Raw genomic sequence first — 22,848 nt, forward strand, 5'->3', positions numbered from 1 at the left:
ATTTTTATAAACAAGTGATATTATAATAATAATGTAGCAAATTTAATATTGTCTGTAGTGTCAGGGGTGCCGGTACGGCTGAGAAAAGTGAAAACTTTAACCCTTTGAACCTGATTCGGGCAGCGCCGACGTAGGGAAACCGCTTTGTAATTTGTATCCTGAAGCACTATTTGTGATAGTGCTTTTGTTTTTTGTCAAAGTTATATAGGAGATAATTGAAATGCTTGTTGATGCCCACAATCATATGGATTTTTATGGAGAAAACTTAAAGAAAGCTCTTGATATTATAAAAAAAGATGATATCAAGACACTGGGATGCTCCATGAACCTGAAAAGTTATATTTTTACGAAAAAGATAAGTGAAGAGAATGAGAATATAATACCCTGTTTTGGAATACATCCCTGGGAAGCACATAAAAATTATGGTAATCTGGATAGGTTTGATGATTGTATAAAGGAGTGTAAGGCTTTAGGGGAAATAGGTCTTGACTATTACTGGGTACCGGAGAGAGAAAAATATCCCAAAATGGACATGGTATTTGAATACTTTTTGAGTAGGGCCAGACGATATGACAAGATAACCAATATCCATACCAAGGGAGCAGAAAATAAGATACTGGAATATATAAAAAGGTATAAATTGAGAACACCGATAATTCACTGGTACAGCGGTGATATGGATGTGCTCAAGGAGCTTTTAAAATGTGGTTGCTTTTTCACCATAAGCGTTGATATAGGCTATTCCAGGATTACAGATGAAATAGTCAATATTCTCCCCCTGGACAGAATATTGACGGAAACAGATGGACCCGACTCCCTTGAGTGGGTGAATAAACGGTATGGATATCCCTGGGAAGTTGAAGGCATTGTCAGAAAAATCTCAAACATAAAGGGAATTCAGTATGAAGAGTTAAAAAATAAAATATCCAGTAATTTCAACAGATTGAAATTGTGAATTTAAGGTGTTTAGAATGAAAGAATCAGGAAATATTCAAAATAAGATGTACCCGGTGATAACCATAGCAGTAGTAGTGGCTTTATGGCAGATGGTGGTGGGTCTTCAGTATATACAACCCTATATCCTTCCCTCGCCGTCAAATATTATAAAGACCCTCGTTTTGGATTTTAGAAACATAATGGAAAATGCGGAAACAACGCTTTATGAATCTTTTGTAGGATTTTTTATATCCATAGTGCTTTCTTTTATATTGGCCATAATAATGGACAGCTTTCATACAGTTAAGAAATCACTATATCCTATTTTGCTCATATCCCAGACCATTCCAACTATAGCTATAGCACCGCTTTTTATAATATGGTTCGGATTTGGAGCACTTCCCAAGATAATAGTTGTGATAACGGTATGCTTTTTTCCCATAGTTGTAAGTCTTGTAGACGGTCTTGAAAAGATAGATGTGGATTACATAAATCTATTTCATAATATGAAGGCTTCCAAACTTCAGATATTTTACCATCTTAAACTTCCCTATGCTCTGGTCAACTTTTTTTCAGGTTTGAAGATTGCTGCAACTTACATGATAATGTCTGCAATTATAGGCGAATGGCTGGGAGGAGACAGCGGAATAGGTGTATATATGGTGAGGGCCAAGAATGCCTACCAGCTTGATAAGGTATTTGCCTCAATTCTGGTTATTGTTGTAGTGAGCATTGCGATAATCTATATCATAGACTTTATAGGTAAAAAAATAATACATTGGAAATAAGAGGGGGATAATAATGAGAAAAAGTAAATTTATATTGTTGATACTGGCTGTTTTTATAAGTGTAATTGCTATATCAGGATGTGGAACAAGCGATAAAAAGGATACATCAAATTCCCTGGATAAGACCACTGTCATACTGGACTGGACTCCAAATACAAATCACACCGGATTGTATGTGGCCCTAAATAAAGGATATTATAAAGATGAGGGACTGGATGTGAAAATAGTTCAGCCTTCAGAAGGAAGTGTTACAAATCTTATAGCTGCTGGAAAAGGTGATTTTGGAGTGAGCTATCAGGAAGATGTCACCTATGCACTTACAAGTAACAATCCTCTTCCTGTAAAAGCCATTGCCACAATAATACAGCACAACACTTCCGGTTTTGCCGCACCTAAGAGCAAAAATATAAAAACCCCTAAAGATTTTGAGGGAAAAGTATATGGAGGATGGGGATCACCTTCAGAAGAAGCAGTGCTTAAAGCTGTAATGGAGAAGAGCGGTGGAGATTTCAGCAAGGTAAAGATAGTGAATATCGGAAATGACGATTTTTTTGCAGCTACAAAGAAAAATATAGATTTTGCATGGATATTTGAGGGTTGGACAGGTATACAGGCCAAGTTGAAGGGAGAGCAGCTTGATTACATACCCGTTAAAGATCTGGATCCGGCTCTGGACTACTATACACCTATTCTTATAAGCAGTAACAAGCTTATAAGCAAGAATCCCGAAAAGGTAAAAAAATTCCTGGCAGCTACCGCCAAAGGCTACGAATACTCCATAAAACATCCTGAAGAAAGTGCAGATATACTTTTAAAATATGCACCTGAAATAGACAAGAATCTGGCTCTTCAAAGTCAGAAATATATGGCTGGTCAGTATGTATCAGATGCACCGCGATGGGGAGTTATGAAATCCCAGGTATGGCAGCGTTATGCTAAATTTCTCAAGGACAAAGGCCTTATAAAAAAGGAGTTAAAAATAAGTGATGCATTCACAAATGAATTTCTGCCAAAATAATAGTGATGAAATGATGGTTGAGATTGAAAATGTGTGCAAGAAGTTTGAAGACAAGACAATACTTGAGGATATAACCCTATATCTCAAAAGAGGAGAATTTGTTTCCATACTTGGGCCCAGCGGCTGTGGCAAGAGCACACTTTTCAATATAATAACAGGATTTCTCAAAGAGGACAGCGGCAGTGTTTTTGTAAAAGGTGATATAGGATATATGCAGCAAAAGGATCTTCTTCTGCCCTGGAAGACTGTTCTTTCAAATGTAGTACTGCCCCTTGATATAAAGGGGAATGATAAAAAACAGTCGAGGAGAGATGCAAAGAAATACATTGACATGTTCGGACTGGGGGGTTATGAAAATAAGTATCCCTATGAACTTTCAGGTGGAATGAAACAGAGGGCCAGTTTTTTGAGAACTTTTTTCTCCTCAGAGGAGATAATGCTTTTGGATGAACCTTTTGGTGCACTTGATTCAATAACCCGTGGAAAAATGCAGAATTGGATTTTAAAAATGAGGGAGAAGCTCCATCGGAGTATACTCTTTGTAACCCATGATATTGAAGAGGCAATTGTACTTTCAGATAGGATATATGTACTTTCTTCAAAGCCCGGCAGGGTAAAAAAAGAGATAATCGTGAATTTTAGCAGGGGCAATAAAGAAAACAGGTTGTTTTCCCAGGAACTTTTGAACATGAAAGCTGATATTTTAAAGTTGCTTTAGGAATCAAACAGCATGGACATTAATCTAAGCTAATTCGATAATTTATAGACCTATTAAAAAAATTGGAAGTATAAAGTGATTCTATATGCTTCCAATTTTCTTCCATAACCAATATAACTTATATATGAATAATGTCTCCTGCACTTGCTTTTTCCAATCGGTTGATTATAGAGTTCCCTAAGCCCCTGTCGTTAGGAGCTTGTATATAAATATGATTTACATTCAATTTATCACATTTTCTAAGCAGATCAAATATCTTTTGAGCTGCTGTGTTTAACGTTTTAAAACTTCCTAAACTATATATGTGTTGACAGCTCTTAAAATCATTTAAAAATTCTTGGAAACAAATTACAGCATTGTCCTCCTTCGCATTTTCTTTGATCCACTGTGAGGTCTTTGTATAATCGCCTTCAACCAATGTTACTGGTGCATCCGGTGCGTAGTGCCTGTATTTCATTCCTGGAGCCTTTGGAACTTCATTTCCCTTTACGCTCAATAAATCCTTTTTATATATAAGATTTGGAATTACATTACGTATGTCATCCAGGCTTATTGCTCCCGGTCTTAGGAGCACGGGTGCTGAAGTGGACATATCTATAATTGTTGATTCTAGTCCAATTGAACATGGCCCTCCATCTAAAATACAGGGAATTTTTCCATTTAGATCATTATAGCAGTGCTCTGCACTGGTAGTTGATGGTTTTCCTGATAAATTTGCAGACGGAGCTACTAATAAGGTTCTGCTTTCTTTAATTATAGCCCTTGCTATCTTGCTTTCTGGAAATCTAACTCCTACAGTTTTCATTCCTGCAGTAACTGTATCTGAAATACAGTCTTTTTTGTTGAAAATCAAAGTTACTGATCCTGGCCAGAAAGCGTCAAATATTTTTTTGGTTTCTTTTGAAATATCCTTACATATATCATAAACCTGTTCTAATTTATATATATGTACTAGTAGCGGATTATCTTGTGGCCTTCCTTTAACTTCAAATATTTTTTTTATTGCATTTTCATTAAAAGCATCTGCAGCCAATCCATAAACAGTTTCTGTAGGAATTGCAACAACTTCACCTTTTCTTAAATATTCTGCACCTTTTACGATATTTTTATAATTAACATTTAAATCTTTAACATTTAATATTTCTGTTTTCACAGCTTTCACCTTCTATTTTATTTTGTCTCCATGAAATTCAAGTCCCAATTGATACAATTCAATACCTGTAACCGTATTTTTACTGTCAATGTTAAATTTAATGCTGACATCTGCTACCCTCAGGAAAAATTCATTTTGAGACTGCGGATACAATTGGTATTTTTTACCGCTGTTGTCCTGCTCATAATAGAGGGCTTTTCCGTCGGCGGTTATGGAGATATTTGCGAGATTCCCATTGAGTTTATAGTTACCGACGTATTTGTCAAGAGTTTTACTGTCAATGGCAATTACTTGCTTTGACTTTGGAAGTTTATAATTCCCACCTAGGGTTATGTCCGCCAGAGTGTCATTTAGAGGATTTATATTGTAGTACCCTACATTGGTGAGAATAATTATAGCTAGATCTTTGGCTGGATATCTGGCTATATTGCTTGTAAATCCAACTGTATTTCCACCATGGTATATTTCCTTTCCGTATTTTCCACTTGTGAGCATCCAACCATATCCGTAGTAGGGTCCAGAGGGTGCCATCTCTATATGATTTGAAAATATATTATCCAATGTGGACTGCTTTACCATTTTTTCTGTGTAAAGGGCTCTATCCCATTTATATAGGTCTTCCGTAGTGGAATACAGGCACCCTGCACCATAAGCCCCGCTGAGTGTTATTTCATCACTTACAGGATAAACGTCCAAGTAGCCGCTGTAACCTGTAGAGGAGTACATTTTTTCAGTACCTTTATAACCCAGGCCTGTATTTTTCATATCCAGCGGCTGAAAGATATTTTTTTGAAGGTAATCCCCATAACTCATTCCACTCACCTTTGTAATTATATATCCCAGAAGAATATATCCGGAATTGCTGTAGCTAAAATTGGTCCCCGGTTTGAATTCCAGAGGTTTATTTTTAAATAGGTCTATTACCTTGTTTATATCTTTTAAAGAATCCTGGCTCATGTTCCAAAATTCAGGAAGGTCGGTACAGTTTACAATTCCTGAGCTGTGGGTGAGAAGATTTTCTATTGTTATTATATTTCCGTTTGGAAAATCGGGTATATATTTTGAGATAGGATCGGATACGCTTACCAATCCTCTTTCAACCAGCTGCATTATGGCCATAGCTGTAAATTGTTTGGTCATGGAACCTATGGGAAATGTGGTATTTGGTGTATTTTGAATATTTTGCTCGAAGTCCGATTTGCCATAGCCCTTGTCCAAAATTATCTTTTCATTTTGAGCCACAAGTACACTTCCATGAAAATTATCCGTACTCTGAAGTGTGTTCAAATAGGTATCTAATTTCTGTGAGATTTGGGAATTTTCCTGGCTAGGTTGTGCTTTTTCAGGGGTGGATATTTTAACAGCCCTGGTATTGTTGTCCCAGTTTATGGTCTTGCCGAGTATCTGGCTGAAGAATTCCAGAGGCACAAAGACGAAATTAGTTCTGATGACTGGTGCTGTTGACAAAATGATATTTTTGTTGTTCACACGTATTTTTTTATTGTTACTCTCGAGTTTTACGGTATAATCCGGAGTAATGAATTCGGCACTGTCACCTTTTATATTCAGTTTTCCGTTTAGTTTCCCACAAAATACGTTAAGAGAGAGCATGACTACTGAATTTGAGTCCTGATAGGGCTGTACGTATTCTGATGGAATACTGCTTCCATCAATGCTTATTGTAAATTTAGCTTCCTCCGGTGCTGCTGCAGTGTTTGCCTTCACATTTATTGCAGTTCCGCTTGAGCATATGAGAAAGATTGACATGATCATGGAGGAAAGTACTTTTTTGAACATTTACATCATCTCCTTCTATAGTAAGATACTATAATCATATCATAAAAAAATGTAGTACTGCTAAATTTAGGTGAATTTTTATAGAGTTAGTTTTGAAATATGATTTGGGACAAATTAGTATTTGAAGATAGTACTGTTGGCGGGATATACTATTATCAGGAGATATGTTTATTACGATAGTGAATTATTATTTTGTTGAAAGGGGATAAAAATGAGGATAAAGGATATTATGGTGCCCTGGAATGGGAAAAAGCGCATAAAAGATGGTATAAATAAAAATTGTTGTATATACAGCGTAAATGTTGCTCATGCCTTATGGGATAATTCAGCTTATGAAGTAATAGATGATGCTGACAATAAGGTGGGAGAAATAGACAGGGATTTGTTTAGATATCTTATCAACAGCACAAATACCAATATAATAAGTAATATTGTAGATAAATTTCAAGAGGGAGTTATTGCAATTGATGCAGAAGGAAGAATTTTTTATATAAATGATGCCTATACGAAAATCCTTGGAGTTCCAATAAGTAAAATTATAGGAAAACAGATGCGGAAGGTAGAGCCAGGAGCGGAGATATTGAATGTACTTAGGACAAAAATACCTATTATTAAAGATAAGCAGTATATAAAGACATTGGATAAATATGTTTCAGTGCACATATATCCTATTGAACAGGATGGAGAACTGAAAGCGGTTGTGTCGATTTTTACAGATGCAACTGAAATTGTAAAATTGGGAAGAAAAGTAGAGGAGGCAAATAAAGCTGTTTTGCGCTTTAAAGAGCAGATTGAAGCGCAAAATAAATTGTTGAAACTAGAGATTATTGGAGAAAGCTCAAATTTTTTAAAAACCGTTTCACAGGCATTGATTGTGGCGAAGACAGAAGCGTCTGTATTGATAGAAGGCGAAAATGGAACTGGAAAGGAATTGATTGCGAAGCTCATACATTCAAATAGTGAGAGAAAATCTCAACCAATGATAATTGTAAACTGTGCAGCTGTTCCTGAAAGTTTAATCGAAAGTGAACTTTTTGGATACGAGGAGGGCTCCTTTACAGGTGCAAAATCTGGAGGAAAGATGGGAAAATTTGAGCTGGCCAATGGTGGAACTCTGTTTCTAGATGAAATAGGTGACATGCCCATGGCAATGCAGGCAAAGCTTTTGAGGGTACTGCAGGAGGGAGAGATAGAGAAAATTGGAAGACAGAAAAATGTGCCTGTAAATGTCAGGTTGATTGCTGCAACAAACCAGCCCCTTGAAAGAATGGTAAGGGAGAAAAAATTCAGGAGAGATCTTTACTATAGGTTGAATATTGTGGAGATTAAAGTGCCTCCGCTGAGAGAACGGGGTGAAGATGTGGGATTGCTGGCAAATCATTTTCTGCAAAAGTACAACAAGAAGTATGGAAAGCAGGTATTTTTTTCTCAAAGGGTACACTCGTTTTTCTATTCCTACAGCTGGCCGGGCAATGTTCGTGAAATGTGCAACTGTATTGAATATGCCGTGATTATGTGTCTGGATGATTGCTTTGATGTTGTTTATCTTCCTCCCCACATCAAAGAATCCATTGGGGAAATTACAGAAGAGAGAAATAGATCTGAATACACCCATGGTACTTTAAAGGAAGCGGTAAAGAGTTTTGAAAAAAAGATGATTACAGATGTTCTTTCAGAAAGTAATGGCAATAGAAGTAAAGCCATGCGGCTGTTGGGACTCAGCCGCAGAACTTTTTATCGTAAATTAAAGGAATACAAAATTGTCAGTGTCTAAAAGTAAACATGTAGGGCTAAAAGTAAACACTGATTTTTATACAAACTGTGGCAAGATTGTCACTGATATTTAAAAAGGTTTTCACGTTGAAAGTGAAAACCTTTAAACTACCTCATTTCTACTATAATAAAAATATTGGCATAATGCTTGCTCATTGAATATGGTACGAAGCAGAAGGAGGTATCAGAATGGATAAGAAAAAAATACGTATCGGTGGTGGACAGGGATTTTGGGGTGATAGCAATGATGCTGCCATACATATGGTCAAGAGAGGTAATCTTGATTATATGGGGTGTGATTATCTTGCAGAGCTAACTCTTTCCATTATGCAAAGACAGAAGAACAAAAATCCGGAAGCAGGGTATGCAAGGGATTTTGTGAATCTGATAGGAGAAATTGGAAGAGAGAGCTTTGAAAAAAACGTCAGAATCATATCCAATGCTGGCGGAATGAATATTCTTGGCTGTGTAAAAAAAATTGAAGAAATTGCAAAAGAACAGAAGATGTCAGGTTATAAGATTGGGTATGTGCTGGGAGATGATCTTAAATCACAAATACCTGAATTGCTTGCCCAGGGTGTTGAGTTTAAAAATATGGACAATGGGGGGGACTTCCGCGATATTGTGGACAAAATTTTAAATGTAAATGTATATCATGGTCATGAACCCATTGTAGGGTGCCTGGAGCAGGGGGCTGACATAGTAGTTACAGGAAGGGCTGCGGATTCGGCTCTATTTCTCTCACCGCTCATGTATGAATTTGGCTGGGCTGAGGATGATTATGACAACCTTGCGAGAGGCATAATGGTTGGGCATTTACTTGAGTGTGGAGGGCAGGGTTCCGGGGGTAACTATGATTATGACTGGCGTGGAGTCCCGAGGATGGATGAACTGGGATTTCCTATTGCAGAAATTACAGAGGATAAACTTCATATAACAAAAGCACCTGACTGCGGTGGTATTGTTTGTGAACAGTCCTGTAAAGAACAGTTTTTGTATGAGGTGCATGATCCTGCCAATTACATTACTCCGGATGTTACAGTTGACATCAGCCAAGCCACTCTTACTCAGGATGGTGACAACAGAGTTGAAGTCGCAGGAATAAAAGGCAAAAAACGTCCTGACCAGTTAAAGTTGTGTGTTGGATATCATGCAGGCTATAAAGTGGAAACCTATTTGAGCTTTGCTTGGCCGGATGCCTATGAAAAAGCAAAATATGCAGCAGAAATACTGATGAAGAAGATGAAACGCAAAAATTTAAAATCAGAGGAAATAAGAATAGATTATCTAGGACTCAATGCACTTCATTTAAATGTTGCAAACATGGATCCTGAACTGGTTAAAAATATGAATGAAGTGGTTTTAAGAATTGCCATACGCACTTTGGATAAATCGGAGGCCTATAAAATAATTCCTGAAATTTCTCCACTGCAGCTAAATGGCCCTCCAGGAGCAAGCTTTTTTGGAGGAAGAGCTAAAGTTAGGGAAGTTATAGGCCTATGGCCTACACTTGTCCCAAGAGATGTAGTGAAATTGACGTCAAATATTTTGGAGGTGAAGTAAATGGCTCAGGTATATTTGAAGGAGCTGGCTCATGGAAGATCTGGGGATAAAGGTGATACAAGCAATGTATGTGTATTTGCCCGTGATCCCAAAGACTATGAGTTTTTGAAAAGGGTCCTGACGGTAGAAAAGGTAAAAGAACATTTTGGGGATATGGTAAAAGGAGAAATTGTAAGGTATGATGTGGATACTCTAAAGGGATTTAATTTTGTGATGAAACATGCACTGGGTGGAGGGGCAACTCTTTCCATAAGGTTGGACTCTCTTGGGAAATCAATGGGTTCTGCCTTTATGAGGATGAAGATTGATACAGAGGAGTAATCTGTAAGCAGACGGCTGATAAAAGATAAGTAAATTATCATTGGATTTGAAAGGATGGGGAAAATGAAAACAAGCAGTTATTCGGGGTTTTACAAACTTTCACCAGAGGAAAGGCTTAAGGAAGTAAGTGAATTTACGGGAATTTCAGAAGAGGAGCAAAAGATTATAAGAGAGCCAGGTGCACTTGATATAGATAAAGCAGATCATATGATTGAAAATGTAATTGGCACTTTTCAGCTTCCCATGGGAGTTGCCCTTAATTTTATCATAAACGGTAAGGACTATGTTATACCTATGGTAATTGAAGAACCTTCTGTGGTTGCTGCTGCCAGTAATGCAGCTAAGATGGCCAGGGAGACTGGAGGCTTTTTTGCAAGCAATACAGGCTCCATTATGATTGCCCAGATTCAGGTTATTGATGTGGCGGATCCAAATTATGCGAAAATGAAGATTTACGAGAATAAGGATAAAATAATTGAAATCTGTGATTCCAAGGATCCTGTCTTGGTTAAATTCGGAGGCGGTGTTCGGGATATTGAAGTCAGGGTTATTCAATCCAGCGTAGGGGAAATGCTTGTTGTTCACCTTGAAGTCAACACCCTGGATGCCATGGGTGCAAATGCCGTCAATACAATGGCCGAAACTGTTGCACCTTTTATTGAAAAAATTACAGGAGGCAAGGTATATTTGAGAATTTTGTCTAACCTGGCGGTACACAGACTTGTTCGTTCGAGGGTGACAATTAAAAAAGAGACTTTAGGTGGAGAAGAAGTTGTTGACAAGATAATAACCGCATATGCCTTTGCTGCAGCAGATCCGTATAGGGCAGCTACCCATAACAAGGGGATTATGAATGGAATTATCCCTGTGGTAACAGCTACTGGTAATGATACAAGGGCAATAGAGTCAGGTGCCCATGCTTATGCCTCACGTTCAGGAAGGTATACATCCCTTACAACTTGGGAGAAGAATGAAAATGGAGATCTTGTGGGCACAATTGAAATCCCCATGGCAGTTGGTCTTGTAGGAGGTGCTACGAAAATTCACCCTACAGCCAAAGTTGCAGTGAAGATGCTGGGTGTCAAAAATGCTGTAGAGCTTGGAGAAATCATTGCTTCAGTGGGATTGGCACAGAATCTTGCAGCTATCAAGGCTTTGGCTACAGAGGGTATCCAAAGAGGTCATATGTCTCTTCATGCCAGAAATATAGCTTCTGTCGCAGGTGCAAAAGGTGAAATTCTTGAAAAGATTGTAAAGAAGATGGTTGAAGAAAAGAACGTAAGACTGGAATATGCCCAGGAGCTTATGAAGAAATATTCTAAGTAAAAATATCACTTGATATAATTTGTCTCTAGCATTTAAGCTCTTAGCATTAGCTATCTTGTATAAGTAAATGAATATTTACTTATACAAGAAAATAACATTATCAATTTAATTATGGAGGTTAATTTTATGGAAAAGAAAATTTATGCAGATATATGGGGCGATACAGTAAATGTTAGACATCTCTTTTTTGCAATTATTATTGGCATAGCTATTAGTTTACCATGTTTTATCTTAAGCCTGAGTTTTATTCAAGTACATTTTCCGCAAACGCCATTGAAACTGTGTAAAGCTTATGCACTGTTGATTGGTATGTTATCTTCTCTACTAAGTGCATTTATATCGGCTAAATTATTTAAGCCAAAACGTATCCTTCAGGAAAAAAATTTTTCTGAAGAAGACCGGAATTTGGTGTTAAAAGAGCTCGACATAGATCTGGATAAAGAAAGAGAAGAGTTGAAGACAGTAGAAGATGAGGTTATAGAAGAAATGAAAAGCCTCCAGTTGTATGAACTATTTGCTGGAGAAAAAGAAAATAAATGAAGAAAAGGAGATGATAAACTATGAATGCATTGCTTTTGCACAATGTACTATGGGGTGTTGGAAGTGCACTTCTTGGCAGCGTGATCTTCTCATTTATAGGACTTATATCTGGAACTGATGAAACTGCCACAGTTGCGCCAATAACGCTGTTGATCATTTTACTTGGATTTCCGCCTGTAGGTATATTTTCATTTTTTATCGGTGGAGCCGTTTCCAAACATATGACTCATGCCATTCCAACAGCTTTAATGGGTGTGCCTGGAGATACCATGGCCGTTCCGCTTCTGGAATATGCAAATGTTTTAAGGCGATTGGGAGTTCCCCATGTTGCCCTCCGCAAGATGATTTCCGGGGCAATTATTGGAGCGATTATTGCACTGCCTATTTCAGTTGGATTTGCCACATTACTTGCTCCATTTTCCCATATAGTAGAAGTTTGGGCACCTGTTATTTTTACAATTGCGGCAATTATAATAGCTTATACATCTAAAGGTAAATGGGCCAGTGTATTTGTGCTTATACCTTTTGCCGTATTTCTACAGGGTGTTATTAAATTGGCCAGTGCCGGTCATCAAAGTATTTCCATAGGAATCTTTCTCGGGATTGCCATCGGACCCATGTTTGCCGATATAATTACTCTTTTATCACCAGTGACCCATGGTTCAATTCTTAAAAGTTCACCAAGAGAATTCTGGCTGGCTCCTGAACTCAAGACATGGAAGGGTTATTTCCCTAATCCACTTAAAATACTAACACGTAGACAAGCTGCATATACCTGTGCGGGAGCCGGCATTTCTGCTCTTACTTTTACATTCAGTCCTGTAGGCATGACAGTAATGATTGGAGAAGTAGTGGCATCTAAAGTAAAGAGTTTATACCAGCGTCTGACAACCTGTCTGAGTGTGATGAATGCTGTAACTGAAGCAACTTATGTAGCTGAGACATTGATCCCACTAATAGCTTTTGGAATACCGCTTAGCCCGGTAGGACTTGGACCGGCAGGTCCACTGTTCAATGCCCCTCCTGTGTTTTCAAGTCAGCCTGTTCACAATTTGCATAATCTGTTGACACCGGGACAATTTGCATTATATGGACTGGTAGGAATTATAACAGCTTACATCATAGCTTATCCATTATCTATGAATTATGCCAGAACGGCAAGTGCATGGGTTTTAAGAAATGTCAGTCAGGAAGCTATAATCTGCATGTTTGTAGGATTGATAACGGTTTTATCTTTTTATGAAGCTGGTCTTGTAGGAGTCGGAATTTCAATTACAATCGGTATCTTTGGAGGTATATTAAACAGGTTCTTCGGTGTACATACCGGAGTGCAGTACATGACTTATTATGCATCCAGCTGGATGGTGCTTAAACTTTTCGGAATTTAATAAAGAAATTCTTAGGCTATGGAGTTTGCCTAAAAAAATTTCTTATGGAGAAGACTGCTCAGGGTAAAATTTGAAGCAGTCTTTTTAAAAAATTGTCTCGCGGAGGTTATTGTGATATGAAAAAAATAAGAATAGGTTCAGGTGCAGGATTTGCGGGAGATAGAATAGAACCTGCCCTGGAAATTATGGAAAATGGAAATATAGATTATATTGTATTTGAATGTCTGGCGGAGAGGACCATAGCAATTAACCAGCAGCAGAAGTTGCTTGACGGGGATAAAGGGTATAATGAGTTTCTTGAGTGCCGTATGAGGAAAATACTGCCTTTATGTGTTGAAAAGGGAGTAAAGGTAATAACAAACATGGGCTCTGCAAATCCTGCAGCTGCAATTAGAGTCATAAAAGAAATTGCATGGGATATGGGAATAAGGGGAATGAAGGTAGCAGCAGTGCTGGGAGATGATATTTTGGATCGGGTGGACAAGTATATGAATTGTGAAATACTTGAAAATAGTAAAAAATTGAGCTCTATAAAATCACAGATAATTTCAGCAAATGTATATACGGGAGTAGAGGGTATAATAGAAGCTTTAAATAATGGAGCACATATTGTAGTAACTGGAAGAACGGCGGATCCTTCATTGACTTTGGCACCGTTGATGTTTGAGTTCGGTTGGAGCAAAAGTGATTATGAAATACTTGGTAAAGGTATCTTAGTAGGGCATCTTTTAGAATGTGCAGGTCAGATAACAGGAGGTTATTTTGCAGATCCTGGATACAAGGATGTACCAAAGCTGTGGAATTTGGGATTTCCAATAGCAGAAGTAACTGAAAATGGTGATATAATCATAACAAAGCTTGAGAATTCAGGGGGAATGGTTACTGAACATACCTGCAAAGAACAGATTGTGTATGAGATTCACGATCCATCAAATTATTTTACACCGGATGTAATAGCAGATTTTTCAGAAGTAACTGTGAAAGAAATTGAAAAAAATAAAGTTTTAGTAAAAGGTGCAAGTGGAAAAGAGAAAACCGGTTTATTCAAGGTGAGTATAGGTTATAAAGATTGCTATATAGGAGAAGGTGAAATAAGCTATGGGGGATCAGGAGCCTATGGCAGAGCCAGATTGGCTGGAGAAATAGTAAAAAAGAGGCTTGAATATATAAATTTGCCTGTAAAAGAATTGAAAATTGATTTTATAGGAGTAAACTCTCTTTATGGGAATCATTTAAGCAGTATATTAAATGATAATAAAGCGGATTTTAAGGAAGTAAGGCTCAGAGTGGCAGCAAGAACATTGAATAGAGAAGATGCGGAAACGATAGGAAATGAAGTTGAGGCCCTATATACCAATGGACCCTCAGGAGGAGGGGGAGCAAGAAAGTATACAAGGGATGTAGTGTCAATTGCATCTATATTTGTACCTGACAAAGATATAATCACGAAAGTGATCTATGAGGAGGTATAGAAATGAAATTAAGGGATATTGCACATTCACGGACGGGAGACAAGGGAAATATTTCAAATATATCACTTATAGCCTATAGGGATGATGATTATGAACTGATTAAAAAAATTGTCACTGCCAAAAGAGTAAAAAATTGGTTTAGGGATACAGTAAAAGGAGAAGTTATAAGATATGAACTGCCCAAAATCTGTGCCCTTAATTTTGTCATGTATGATGCTCTTGGCGGAGGGGTTACAAGGTCACTGTCCCTGGATACTCATGGAAAGTGCTTGAGTTCGGTTTTACTGGACATGGATATATGATTTAGATGAGGTAAGCTAAAAATGAGAAGTGAAAAGTTAAAAGTAAATGAGGATTTTTAGTAAATACTGAAAATCTAGTAAGACTATTAATTTTTAACTCTTCACTTTTCCGTTAGCTGCATCAATATGTTAAATTCAGGTCATTGAGCATTTGAAAATCCTTGTTTACCTCCTGCCCGCTTGTAGTCAGATAGTCACCTATCAGCATGCCGTTTATGCCGGCAATAAATCCAAGAGGTTGGAGACTCTTGAGATTTTTTTCTCTTCCTCCTGCAAATCTTAAATTTTTATCAGGGAATATAAATCTCATTATGGCAAAAGTTTTTATTATTTCCAGCGGAGGAAGGGGCCTTGCATTTTCGAGCCTTGTGCCTTTAACTGGGTTCAATACGTTTAAAGGCACTGCATCCACATTCAGTTCCTTTAGCAGGAATGCGTGCTCAATGCGCTGTTCTATGGTTTCTCCGAGGCCTATGATCATTCCTGAGCACACTTCCATGCCGGCCTTTTTTGCATAGCGTATTGTATCAATTCTCTCGCCGTATCCATGAGTTGAAACAATTTTAGGAAAAAAGCTTCTTGCTGTCTCAAGGTTGTGGTTGTAGCGTTCAACGCCTGCATCTGCCAGCTGCTGTGCTGCATCCATGGTGAGAGTTCCAAGACAGGCGCACAGCTTTAAATTGGTATTTGCTTTCATCCTTCTAAAGGCGTTTAATATGATCTTAAAATTCTTTTCTTTTCCGGTATATCCCAGGCCGCTTGTACATATATCGCAGTGCCTGGCACCTGCCTTCTCACGTTTTATTGCGGTTTCAACAATTTTATCCTCATCTATAAGTGGGTAACATTTTGCATTTGTATGGTGATGGGCGGATTGGGCACAAAATGCGCAGTCCTCAGGACAGCTGCCTGATTTTGCATTTATCACAGAGCACAGATCCACGTCACTTCCGTTGAATTTTTCCCTTATTTTATTGGCAAAGCTGCACAGCAAAAATATATCACTTTCTTTGGATTTCCCCAGAGCTTCAGCTTCTTTCCTGGTGATATTTCCTCCATTTAAGATCCTCTGACCTATTTCCAGTATTTCATTCCATAATTCATCCATAAAGATATCTCCTTATACAGTTTATTGTGAACTCAATTTTATATAAAGGTTAACAATATAATTATAGCAATACACAAAAAATATATCAAGATATTTTGAATATTAAATTTGGCAAAGGTATAGACATAGGTTGGATGGACACACTAATAACTAATTGCTCATAGTATTAACTTTGCCGTCACTAAGTTTTTTGTTAAAATAAAAAGTGTAAATCCTGGTGAATGACATCAGGATTTACGCAAATTTAAGTTGGATCATATCCCACTACAGTCCATATTCCAGTACTGTCCTGTCTTATAAGTTTCTTTAGATATACTTTTCTTATAGGGGTATTTTTCCCACCAACCTCTACTACTGCATCTATCCCAGTGTTTTTTAGTACGTTTAATTCTTCATATTTAATGGGATAATCACCCTGAATGCCTTCAGGTGAAATCTTAAGGCTTACAAAAACCTGGGATGTGAAAACAGGATCTAATTTCCATGGAGAATGTCCTCTATCAGCATTTTTTTGTTCTGCCTGTTCTATTTTTAAATCTACGGGAACTTTTACTTCAGGTTTAGCTAAATTCCCTCTTTTTGATGAAGGTAAGTCCACTATGCCGTTGGTAAGGCCCTTTATGAATAATTTCAATTCTTCTAAAGACGAATTCCCAACTACGGCATATTCAAAGCCATTAAGCTGCCACCTAACCGAATTTATATCTGTTGAACCTGCGTATGAGTCTATACCCTGTAGAATGCCCACTTCATTTTGTACTGGTGACTGAATTTCTGCTGCACTGTTGTTTATCCTTCCAATAACTGCAGTGGATACTGGCTTGAATTCACTTGAGGATTTCTTCTGCAGAATTTCAACTTTATTTTTATTGTCCATTGAAATATAAAGTATCTTAACAACTTTGGAATCGCTGGCTACTGTTATATTATCCTGGGTAAATGATGCAGGTATATTTTTAGGAACTTTAGGTGTAAAACCTGTAATTTTTTTGGCATCCTCCAGGCTTCCTACAATTTGCTGTGAATTTGTATCTATTTCTTTGAAGCCTTCTGGTAAAGTATAGGATAAAAGTTTTTTAGGAATACTATTTGTAAAACCGATACTTGTATAATACATTTTGTATTGAATGGAATTTTCCATGGAAGTCTGTTTTTGAAGCGGCATTTTAGTATCCTTATCCACCCATATTTTATATGGGCTTCCTCCTTGAGGGGTTACTTCCATTATAGTGGCAGATCTTCCAGAAATGGTGCCATCACCTATTATTTTAGTCTTGAGTGCGTTTTTCACATCATCTATTTCTTTTCCTATTTCAAATGTAAAGCTGTAGGAATCGGGAAAAGCAGAAAATATATTCACTTCCTTTTGTTCAGGCTGTATCTGCCATTTGTTCTGGCCGTTATTTACAGTAATCAAATTTTTTTGCGGGCCATCCAGTCCTTTAACGTAATATCTTCCTTCCCTGTCAGCCCATACTTCCATTTTTGACTGCATGATGGATTTTCCAGCTCCATTGATTTCTACGATCTCAAGGAATCCATGATATGCTTTTACCTCTTCGAAAGCTTTTTCCATTGCATAGGTCATATTGTTCCTGCCAAAAGGCAGTGTAAGATTCAAAATGATTATTAATGAAACAGCTGCAGCAGAAGCTATTGTCAGAAGCCACTTTTTCCTTTTTTTCCTTGAATTCTTTATATATAAAAGCCTATTACCTGCAGCTTCAGCCAATTTTTCCCCATATTCATCTTCTGGAAGACTTGGTTCCTTTAAACTGCGTACCAACCTTACGGTTTTAAAAAGTTCTTCCATTTCAGGTGCTTCAGTCATATTTTCGTGTTCTCTAGGTTTTTTTTCTTTATTTAAACTGTCAATATAATCTGACAACTTTTTTTCGTTTTCATTCATGGATACACACCTCCAATACTCAATGTTTTTCCTTTATAATTTTGTTAAGGGCTTGTAATGACCTGTATTGCATGACTCTGATAGTGCTTTCTTTTTTATTCATCAGTCTGGCAGTGTCAGCTACCGAGCATCCTTTTAATATCCTGAGTTCAATGACAGTACGTTGATCTTTATTTAAAATTTTTAATGCATTTTGTATAATTTCACGCTGTGCTATATTTTCTGTGTAATCTTCTATTGCTGTCATTTCCGGATTTATATCGTCAAAATTGACTGTTTTACCTTGACGTTTGCTTTTACGCCACCTATCTCTCAATATATTTAATGAAACGGTTTTTAAAAAGCCCATGGATTTATCTATCCTCACATTGCTTTTTTTCATATATAAAATAGCCTTACAGTAGGTTTCCTGGGTAATATCTTCAGCTTCTTCGCGATTCTGAACTTTAAAATATATAAAACGGTATAATGATTTCCAGGTATCCGCACACATTTTTTCAATATATGATATGTCCTCTGCTTTAATGTTCTTTTCACCCTCCTTCATAAGATGAAGTCCCCCTCTCATGGTTACATGTTTACAATAATAATGACGTTAGAAAGGATATAAAAGTTACATTTTGTTATTTTATTTCATAGTATATATGGGAAGGGGTCTTCTGGATAAATTGAAACAGGGAAGTCCCCGGATTAATTGTAAAGGAAAAATTTTTTATAATGTATAATTATTATAGGCAGTGTTCTGCAAATCATTATCCTTATACTATACAGCCGGGTGATACTTTATACAATATTTCACAGAGATTGGAAGTGAGCCTTGAGAGGATACTTGCGGCGAATCCGGGAATAAATCCGTACTACCTGCGGGTAGGTCAAATTATATGTATACCAGCTTGTTTGCCAAACTATACTCCAAGAATAATTCGCCCTGGGGATACTCTATATAAAATTGCCCGGGAATACAATGTAAGTGTAGAAAGCATTTTAGATGCGAATCCAGGTGTTGATCCAAATTATCTGCGGGTAGGCCAGCGTCTATGCATACCGTCGGGAAATGGAGGATCCCCAAATTGCGGGGAAACTGTAACAGCAATGCAGGAAGATATTGATATGCTGATACCTGAAAGCAGTGTCCAGCAAACCCATGAATCAAATTATGGGGATTCCACTCAGACAACTTCTGTGATTATGGTGAACAGTGGTCAAATACGTTTTGATGCGGTACCTGTAAATATTTCTGGTGACTATGTGGGGCATTATACGGAAGGTAAAAATTATCCTTATTATGCTGATGCGGCTTCAGGAGGTCAGAGAGGCATAAATGTAAAGGATAATTTTGGAGTATGGCATTCTTTTGGGTATAGAGTACCTGTAACTTAATATGAAATTGATGCATTGGCCAATTAAAACCAGTGCATTTTTTCCCTAATTCACTTATAATGGAAGAAAGGGGATGATAAAATTATGAAAACAAAAAAATTGGTTGTACTGGCACTTTTTATAGCATTGAGTTTTATAGGTGCCAATATAAAAATTGCTGGAAGTATAGCTTTTGATTCTACTGCAGGATTTCTGGGCACATTGATTATGGGGCCTTTGTATGGAGCGGTAATAGGTGCAATCGGGCATCTATTGACGGCAGCTGTCAGCGGCTTTCCGCTTAGCCTGCCAATACATATCATAGTCATGGTAGATATGGCACTTACCATGTTTTTATTCGGAATAGTATATAAAATTTTTTCCAGATCCAAAGAAATAATGGCAATAATATTATCGGGGGTAGTTGGAATTTTGATTAACGGCCCGTTATCCGTATTTATGCTCATACCTATAATGGGAAAAGCTGTTCTGGCCATGCTTCCGCTGTTAATACTGGCGGCTGCACTGAATATTTTAATAGCACATGTCGTATATAAATTTTTACCGGGAAGTATAAAACGATGGAAATAAAGAAGATAAGGGATTTGAGTTTGATAAAATTGGATGAAATTAGGACTATGGTCATAGCCTGTGACAGCTGCGGGGGTATTGGAATTAAAAAGGGAGATGTATTTAAAGTACCACCTTTTTATGTGGGAAGGTATACTGCCAGAGTAGTTCTGCTGGAAGTGATCTGTTCAGGGGCACAAGTCGTCACCATTACAAATACTATTTGCAATGAGATGGATAATACGGGAGTGGAGATAATTAAAGGGATAAAAGAAGAGATAAAATATGCAGGATTTAGAGATGTGATCTTGACAGGCAGCACAGAAGAAAATTTTACTACTATTTCTACAGGTCTTGGGGTAACTGCAGTGGGTTTGGCGGCTTCTGAGGATTTAAAAGTAAATAATGTAAAGGGGGAAGCGGTGATAATATGCATAGGTATGCCGAAAGTGGGAGATGAGGTAAATTTAAATGGTGATAGGGAAATAATCAATTATGAAACGGTGTATAGGTTATTGCAGAATGATTTTGTATATGAAATGGTTCCAGTAGGATCCAGGGGAATAGCCTATGAGGCTGAGCAGCTTGCATTGTGCAATAATTTAAAGTACCATATGAAAAAAGACTGTGGTGTAGATGTTAAAAAGTCAGGAGGACCGGAGACTTCAGTGATTGCGGCAGTGGACAGTAGAGGTGCAAAAGATATATTGAAGAATATACAGGAAACGCATATCGTAGGATATTTGTTTTAGGGGTCAGACCCCCTTACAAAAAATGTAAGGGGGTCTGACCCTACGCTAATGGAGCAAACATTCTGAGAATGGATTCTAATATCTTTTTTAAAAAGCATCTTTTTTCCCAGACTTCCTTTTCTATTTTTTTGCATTGACCCATGGTATTTATGAAATCATTGTAAATATCATCTATTATTGAAACATCATACATGTACACGGCACATTCAAAATGTAGATATAAGCTCCTATAATCCATGTTTATGGTTCCCACTACGGCACATTCTCCATCAGAGACAAGGGTCTTCCCATGAATGAATCCTGGTGTGTATTCATATATCTTCACTCCTGAATCAAGGAGTTTGTCATAATGGGATCTTGTAAGAACTTGTATGGTTTTTTTGTCAGGTATGGAGGGGGTTATTATTCTCACATCAACCCCTCTTTTTGCGGCCAGAGAAAGCGCCAGTATCATTTCATAACCTATTACAAGATAAGGGGTCGTGATATAGATATAATTTTTAGCACTGTCTATGATGCTCAAATATACATCCTGTGCCACATCGTTGCTTTCTTCCGGGCTGCTGTTATAGGGTGCTACAATACCCGTATATCCATTGAATTTACTTTCAAACTTGTATTTTTGAAAATCCTCTCTCTTTTTTGTTATTGACTGCCACATTCTTAAAAACATGGATGTAAAACTGTAAACTGCATCTCCTTTAAGACACACTCCCATATCCTTCCAGTAACCGTATTTTTTATACAGATTTATATATTCGTCTCCTATGTTCATTCCTCCGGTAAAAGCAACTTTTCCATCAATTACTGCCATTTTTCTATGATCTCTGTAGTTTAACATGACATTCAATAGCATTTTTATAGGGTTGAATATCTTGTATTTTATATTATATTTTTTCAGGGAGTTTTCAAAATCCTTTGGAAGAACGAACATTGATCCTATATAATCCACCAGAATCCTGACCTCTACTCCATTTTGTGCTTTTTGTTTTAGTATTTCGAAGATTTCATCCCACATTTTTCCTCTGGAGATTATAAAGTATTCAAGAAATATAAATTTATCGGCTTTTTTTAATTCTTCCAGTAATTTTTTGTACATGCTTTTTCCCGAAGGAAAATAAATTGCTTTTGTATTGAAATAGACTCCATATCCGCTTATATTTTTGATCAGCCTTGTCTGATTGTATCGGGTTTTATTATTTACTTTCAACTGTGAAAGCATGGTTTTATCTTCTTCGGGAAATATCTTTTCATCTAGCTCTACTTTATTCATTTTATTGAAATTGCGTTTGATTCCAATTCTGGATAGAATATATATAATAACTCCTACTACTGGAATCAGTAATATCAAAGCAATCCAGCTGATTTTATAAGATGTGTTTTTATCCTTATAATTCAAATGAATTACAGAAATAGCACTTACAATTTCGAAAAATATAAAATAGTATATAAAAAATATGTTGAATATATTGTATATAAGTACTATAGCTATAAATTGAAATATGAGCCAGAATATAAAAACTATAAATTTAAAAATTGAAACGAATATTTTTCTCTCACCCAATTACAGCACCTGCTCTTGTCATATTTTAGTTTATTCTAAGTAGGAAGTGTTTACTATAAAAGTATTTCTATTTTACATATAAATTATTTTCACTAATGGTTTATGATTTTCCCTTAAAAATAGTTCCGCAGTTTCTGCAGGTTATAGTTATTCTGCCCTTATGCTTTGGAACTCTCATTTTTTGGGAACAATTTGGACATTTGAATATTTTATAGTATCTATTACTACCTATTGTGGTTTTATATGTTTTGATCCATCTGACCAGGGGAGAAATAAAATTTTCGTAGGCCTGAAGTTCTTTATGTCTTCTGTATTTGTTTCTTGAAAGACATCGCCATGTAGAATATATTATGCATACAAAACCGAAAGTGGCACTGCGCCTGAACAGGGAAAATATAAACCCAGCTATGTAAAGATGAGTTGAGAGTTTATCAATGCCATAGCTGTTTCTAAAATAATAGGAAATCTTATTTAAATATTTATTCAAATTT

At 36.9% G+C, this 22,848-nt stretch carries 22 protein-coding genes and 1 riboswitch; of the genes, 15 read left to right on the top strand and 7 right to left on the bottom strand.

All coding sequences use genetic code 11. The features are described 5' to 3' along the window. Positions 1–52: 52 nt before the first annotated feature. Positions 53–154, top strand: a riboswitch (TPP riboswitch). A 66-nt stretch (positions 155–220) separates the two neighbouring features. The 4 genes from LN736_RS02860 to LN736_RS02875 are packed head-to-tail and all read left to right on the top strand — an operon-like array spanning position 221 to position 3,460. After that, entirely contained in the window at positions 221–955 is a 735-nt protein-coding gene (locus LN736_RS02860; protein ID WP_229980789.1) for a TatD family hydrolase, read from the top strand. Between the two features lie 16 nt (positions 956–971). Continuing rightward, positions 972–1,724 (top strand): ABC transporter permease, encoded by a 753-nt coding sequence (locus LN736_RS02865; RefSeq protein WP_150356608.1) that lies wholly within the window; start codon positions 972–974, stop codon positions 1,722–1,724. A 13-nt stretch (positions 1,725–1,737) separates the two neighbouring features. Then, positions 1,738–2,742 (top strand): ABC transporter substrate-binding protein, encoded by a 1,005-nt coding sequence (locus LN736_RS02870; RefSeq protein ID WP_150356607.1) that lies wholly within the window; start codon positions 1,738–1,740, stop codon positions 2,740–2,742. After that, on the top strand, positions 2,711–3,460 hold the full coding sequence (locus LN736_RS02875) for an ABC transporter ATP-binding protein (protein WP_229980925.1): 750 nt from the start codon (positions 2,711–2,713) through the stop codon (positions 3,458–3,460). The genes LN736_RS02870 and LN736_RS02875 overlap by 32 nt, the downstream gene beginning before the upstream one ends. Before the next feature lie 118 nt (positions 3,461–3,578). Here the strand turns inward: LN736_RS02875 and LN736_RS02880 are convergent, their stop codons facing one another. Both LN736_RS02880 and LN736_RS02885 read right to left on the bottom strand, forming a co-directional pair. Further along, entirely contained in the window at positions 3,579–4,613 is a 1,035-nt protein-coding gene (locus LN736_RS02880) for an L-threonylcarbamoyladenylate synthase (RefSeq protein ID WP_190972187.1), read from the bottom strand. Between the two features lie 12 nt (positions 4,614–4,625). Further along, the gene (locus LN736_RS02885; protein WP_150356605.1) at positions 4,626–6,410 is read right to left on the bottom strand and encodes a serine hydrolase; all 1,785 of its coding nucleotides are present in this window, start codon (positions 6,408–6,410) and stop codon (positions 4,626–4,628) included. Positions 6,411–6,621: 211 nt separating this feature from the next. Here LN736_RS02885 and LN736_RS02890 point away from each other — a divergent pair, with 211 nt between their 5' ends. From LN736_RS02890 to LN736_RS02925, 8 genes are all read left to right on the top strand, one after another. Beyond that, positions 6,622–8,184 (top strand): sigma-54 interaction domain-containing protein, encoded by a 1,563-nt coding sequence (locus tag LN736_RS02890; RefSeq protein ID WP_150356604.1) that lies wholly within the window; start codon positions 6,622–6,624, stop codon positions 8,182–8,184. A gap of 188 nt (positions 8,185–8,372) precedes the next feature. After that, complete coding sequence (locus LN736_RS02895; protein WP_150356603.1) at positions 8,373–9,746, top strand: acyclic terpene utilization AtuA family protein; 1,374 nt, start codon at positions 8,373–8,375, stop codon at positions 9,744–9,746. After that, entirely contained in the window at positions 9,747–10,067 is a 321-nt protein-coding gene (locus LN736_RS02900) for an AtuA-related protein (RefSeq protein WP_150356602.1), read from the top strand. 63 nt (positions 10,068–10,130) lie between these two features. Then, a complete protein-coding gene (locus tag LN736_RS02905; RefSeq protein WP_150356601.1) occupies positions 10,131–11,393 on the top strand; it encodes a hydroxymethylglutaryl-CoA reductase, degradative in 1,263 nt (420 codons plus the stop codon). Positions 11,394–11,519: 126 nt separating this feature from the next. Continuing rightward, the gene (locus tag LN736_RS02910; protein ID WP_150356600.1) at positions 11,520–11,933 is read left to right on the top strand and encodes a hypothetical protein; all 414 of its coding nucleotides are present in this window, start codon (positions 11,520–11,522) and stop codon (positions 11,931–11,933) included. Between the two features lie 20 nt (positions 11,934–11,953). Further along, a complete protein-coding gene (locus tag LN736_RS02915) occupies positions 11,954–13,321 on the top strand; it encodes a tripartite tricarboxylate transporter permease (RefSeq protein WP_150356599.1) in 1,368 nt (455 codons plus the stop codon). A gap of 116 nt (positions 13,322–13,437) precedes the next feature. Next, on the top strand, positions 13,438–14,793 hold the full coding sequence (locus tag LN736_RS02920; RefSeq protein ID WP_229980791.1) for an acyclic terpene utilization AtuA family protein: 1,356 nt from the start codon (positions 13,438–13,440) through the stop codon (positions 14,791–14,793). A gap of 2 nt (positions 14,794–14,795) precedes the next feature. Beyond that, complete coding sequence (locus LN736_RS02925; RefSeq protein WP_229980793.1) at positions 14,796–15,095, top strand: AtuA-related protein; 300 nt, start codon at positions 14,796–14,798, stop codon at positions 15,093–15,095. A 121-nt stretch (positions 15,096–15,216) separates the two neighbouring features. On the opposite strand, the gene bioB is transcribed toward LN736_RS02925, so the two are convergent. The 3 genes from bioB to LN736_RS02940 all read right to left on the bottom strand — a co-directional run bounded on the left by bioB (position 15,217) and on the right by LN736_RS02940 (position 18,659). After that, positions 15,217–16,203 (bottom strand): biotin synthase BioB, encoded by a 987-nt coding sequence (bioB, locus tag LN736_RS02930; protein WP_229980796.1) that lies wholly within the window; start codon positions 16,201–16,203, stop codon positions 15,217–15,219. Between the two features lie 244 nt (positions 16,204–16,447). Continuing rightward, positions 16,448–18,112, bottom strand: a complete 1,665-nt coding sequence (locus LN736_RS02935) for a LolA family protein (RefSeq protein WP_229980798.1) — start codon at positions 18,110–18,112, stop codon at positions 16,448–16,450. A gap of 19 nt (positions 18,113–18,131) precedes the next feature. Beyond that, positions 18,132–18,659: an RNA polymerase sigma factor gene (locus LN736_RS02940; RefSeq protein ID WP_229980800.1), complete on the bottom strand. Its 528-nt coding sequence runs from the start codon at positions 18,657–18,659 to the stop codon at positions 18,132–18,134. Positions 18,660–18,829: 170 nt separating this feature from the next. On the opposite strand from LN736_RS02940, the gene LN736_RS02945 reads away from it, so the two are divergent. The 3 genes from LN736_RS02945 to LN736_RS02955 all read left to right on the top strand — a co-directional run bounded on the left by LN736_RS02945 (position 18,830) and on the right by LN736_RS02955 (position 20,793). After that, positions 18,830–19,492 carry a LysM peptidoglycan-binding domain-containing protein gene (locus LN736_RS02945; protein WP_229980802.1) on the top strand — a complete coding sequence of 221 codons (663 nt, stop codon included), beginning with the start codon at positions 18,830–18,832 and terminating at the stop codon, positions 19,490–19,492. Between the two features lie 84 nt (positions 19,493–19,576). Then, on the top strand, positions 19,577–20,062 hold the full coding sequence (locus LN736_RS02950) for an ECF transporter S component (RefSeq protein WP_150356592.1): 486 nt from the start codon (positions 19,577–19,579) through the stop codon (positions 20,060–20,062). Then, positions 20,053–20,793 carry an AIR synthase related protein gene (locus LN736_RS02955; protein ID WP_229980804.1) on the top strand — a complete coding sequence of 247 codons (741 nt, stop codon included), beginning with the start codon at positions 20,053–20,055 and terminating at the stop codon, positions 20,791–20,793. Before LN736_RS02950 ends, LN736_RS02955 begins: the two co-directional genes overlap by 10 nt. Before the next feature lie 40 nt (positions 20,794–20,833). Here the strand turns inward: LN736_RS02955 and cls are convergent, their stop codons facing one another. Further along, positions 20,834–22,357, bottom strand: coding sequence for a cardiolipin synthase (gene cls / locus LN736_RS02960; RefSeq protein WP_229980805.1), 1,524 nt, complete (start codon positions 22,355–22,357; stop codon positions 20,834–20,836). A 100-nt stretch (positions 22,358–22,457) separates the two neighbouring features. Next, positions 22,458–22,844 carry a hypothetical protein gene (locus LN736_RS02965; protein WP_179977028.1) on the bottom strand — a complete coding sequence of 129 codons (387 nt, stop codon included), beginning with the start codon at positions 22,842–22,844 and terminating at the stop codon, positions 22,458–22,460. Between the last annotated feature and the right edge of the window lie 4 nt (positions 22,845–22,848).

It is taken from the genome of Clostridium aromativorans, assembly GCF_020908015.1.
GTDB classification, from domain to species: Bacteria; Bacillota; Clostridia; order Clostridiales; family Clostridiaceae; genus Clostridium_B; species Clostridium_B aromativorans.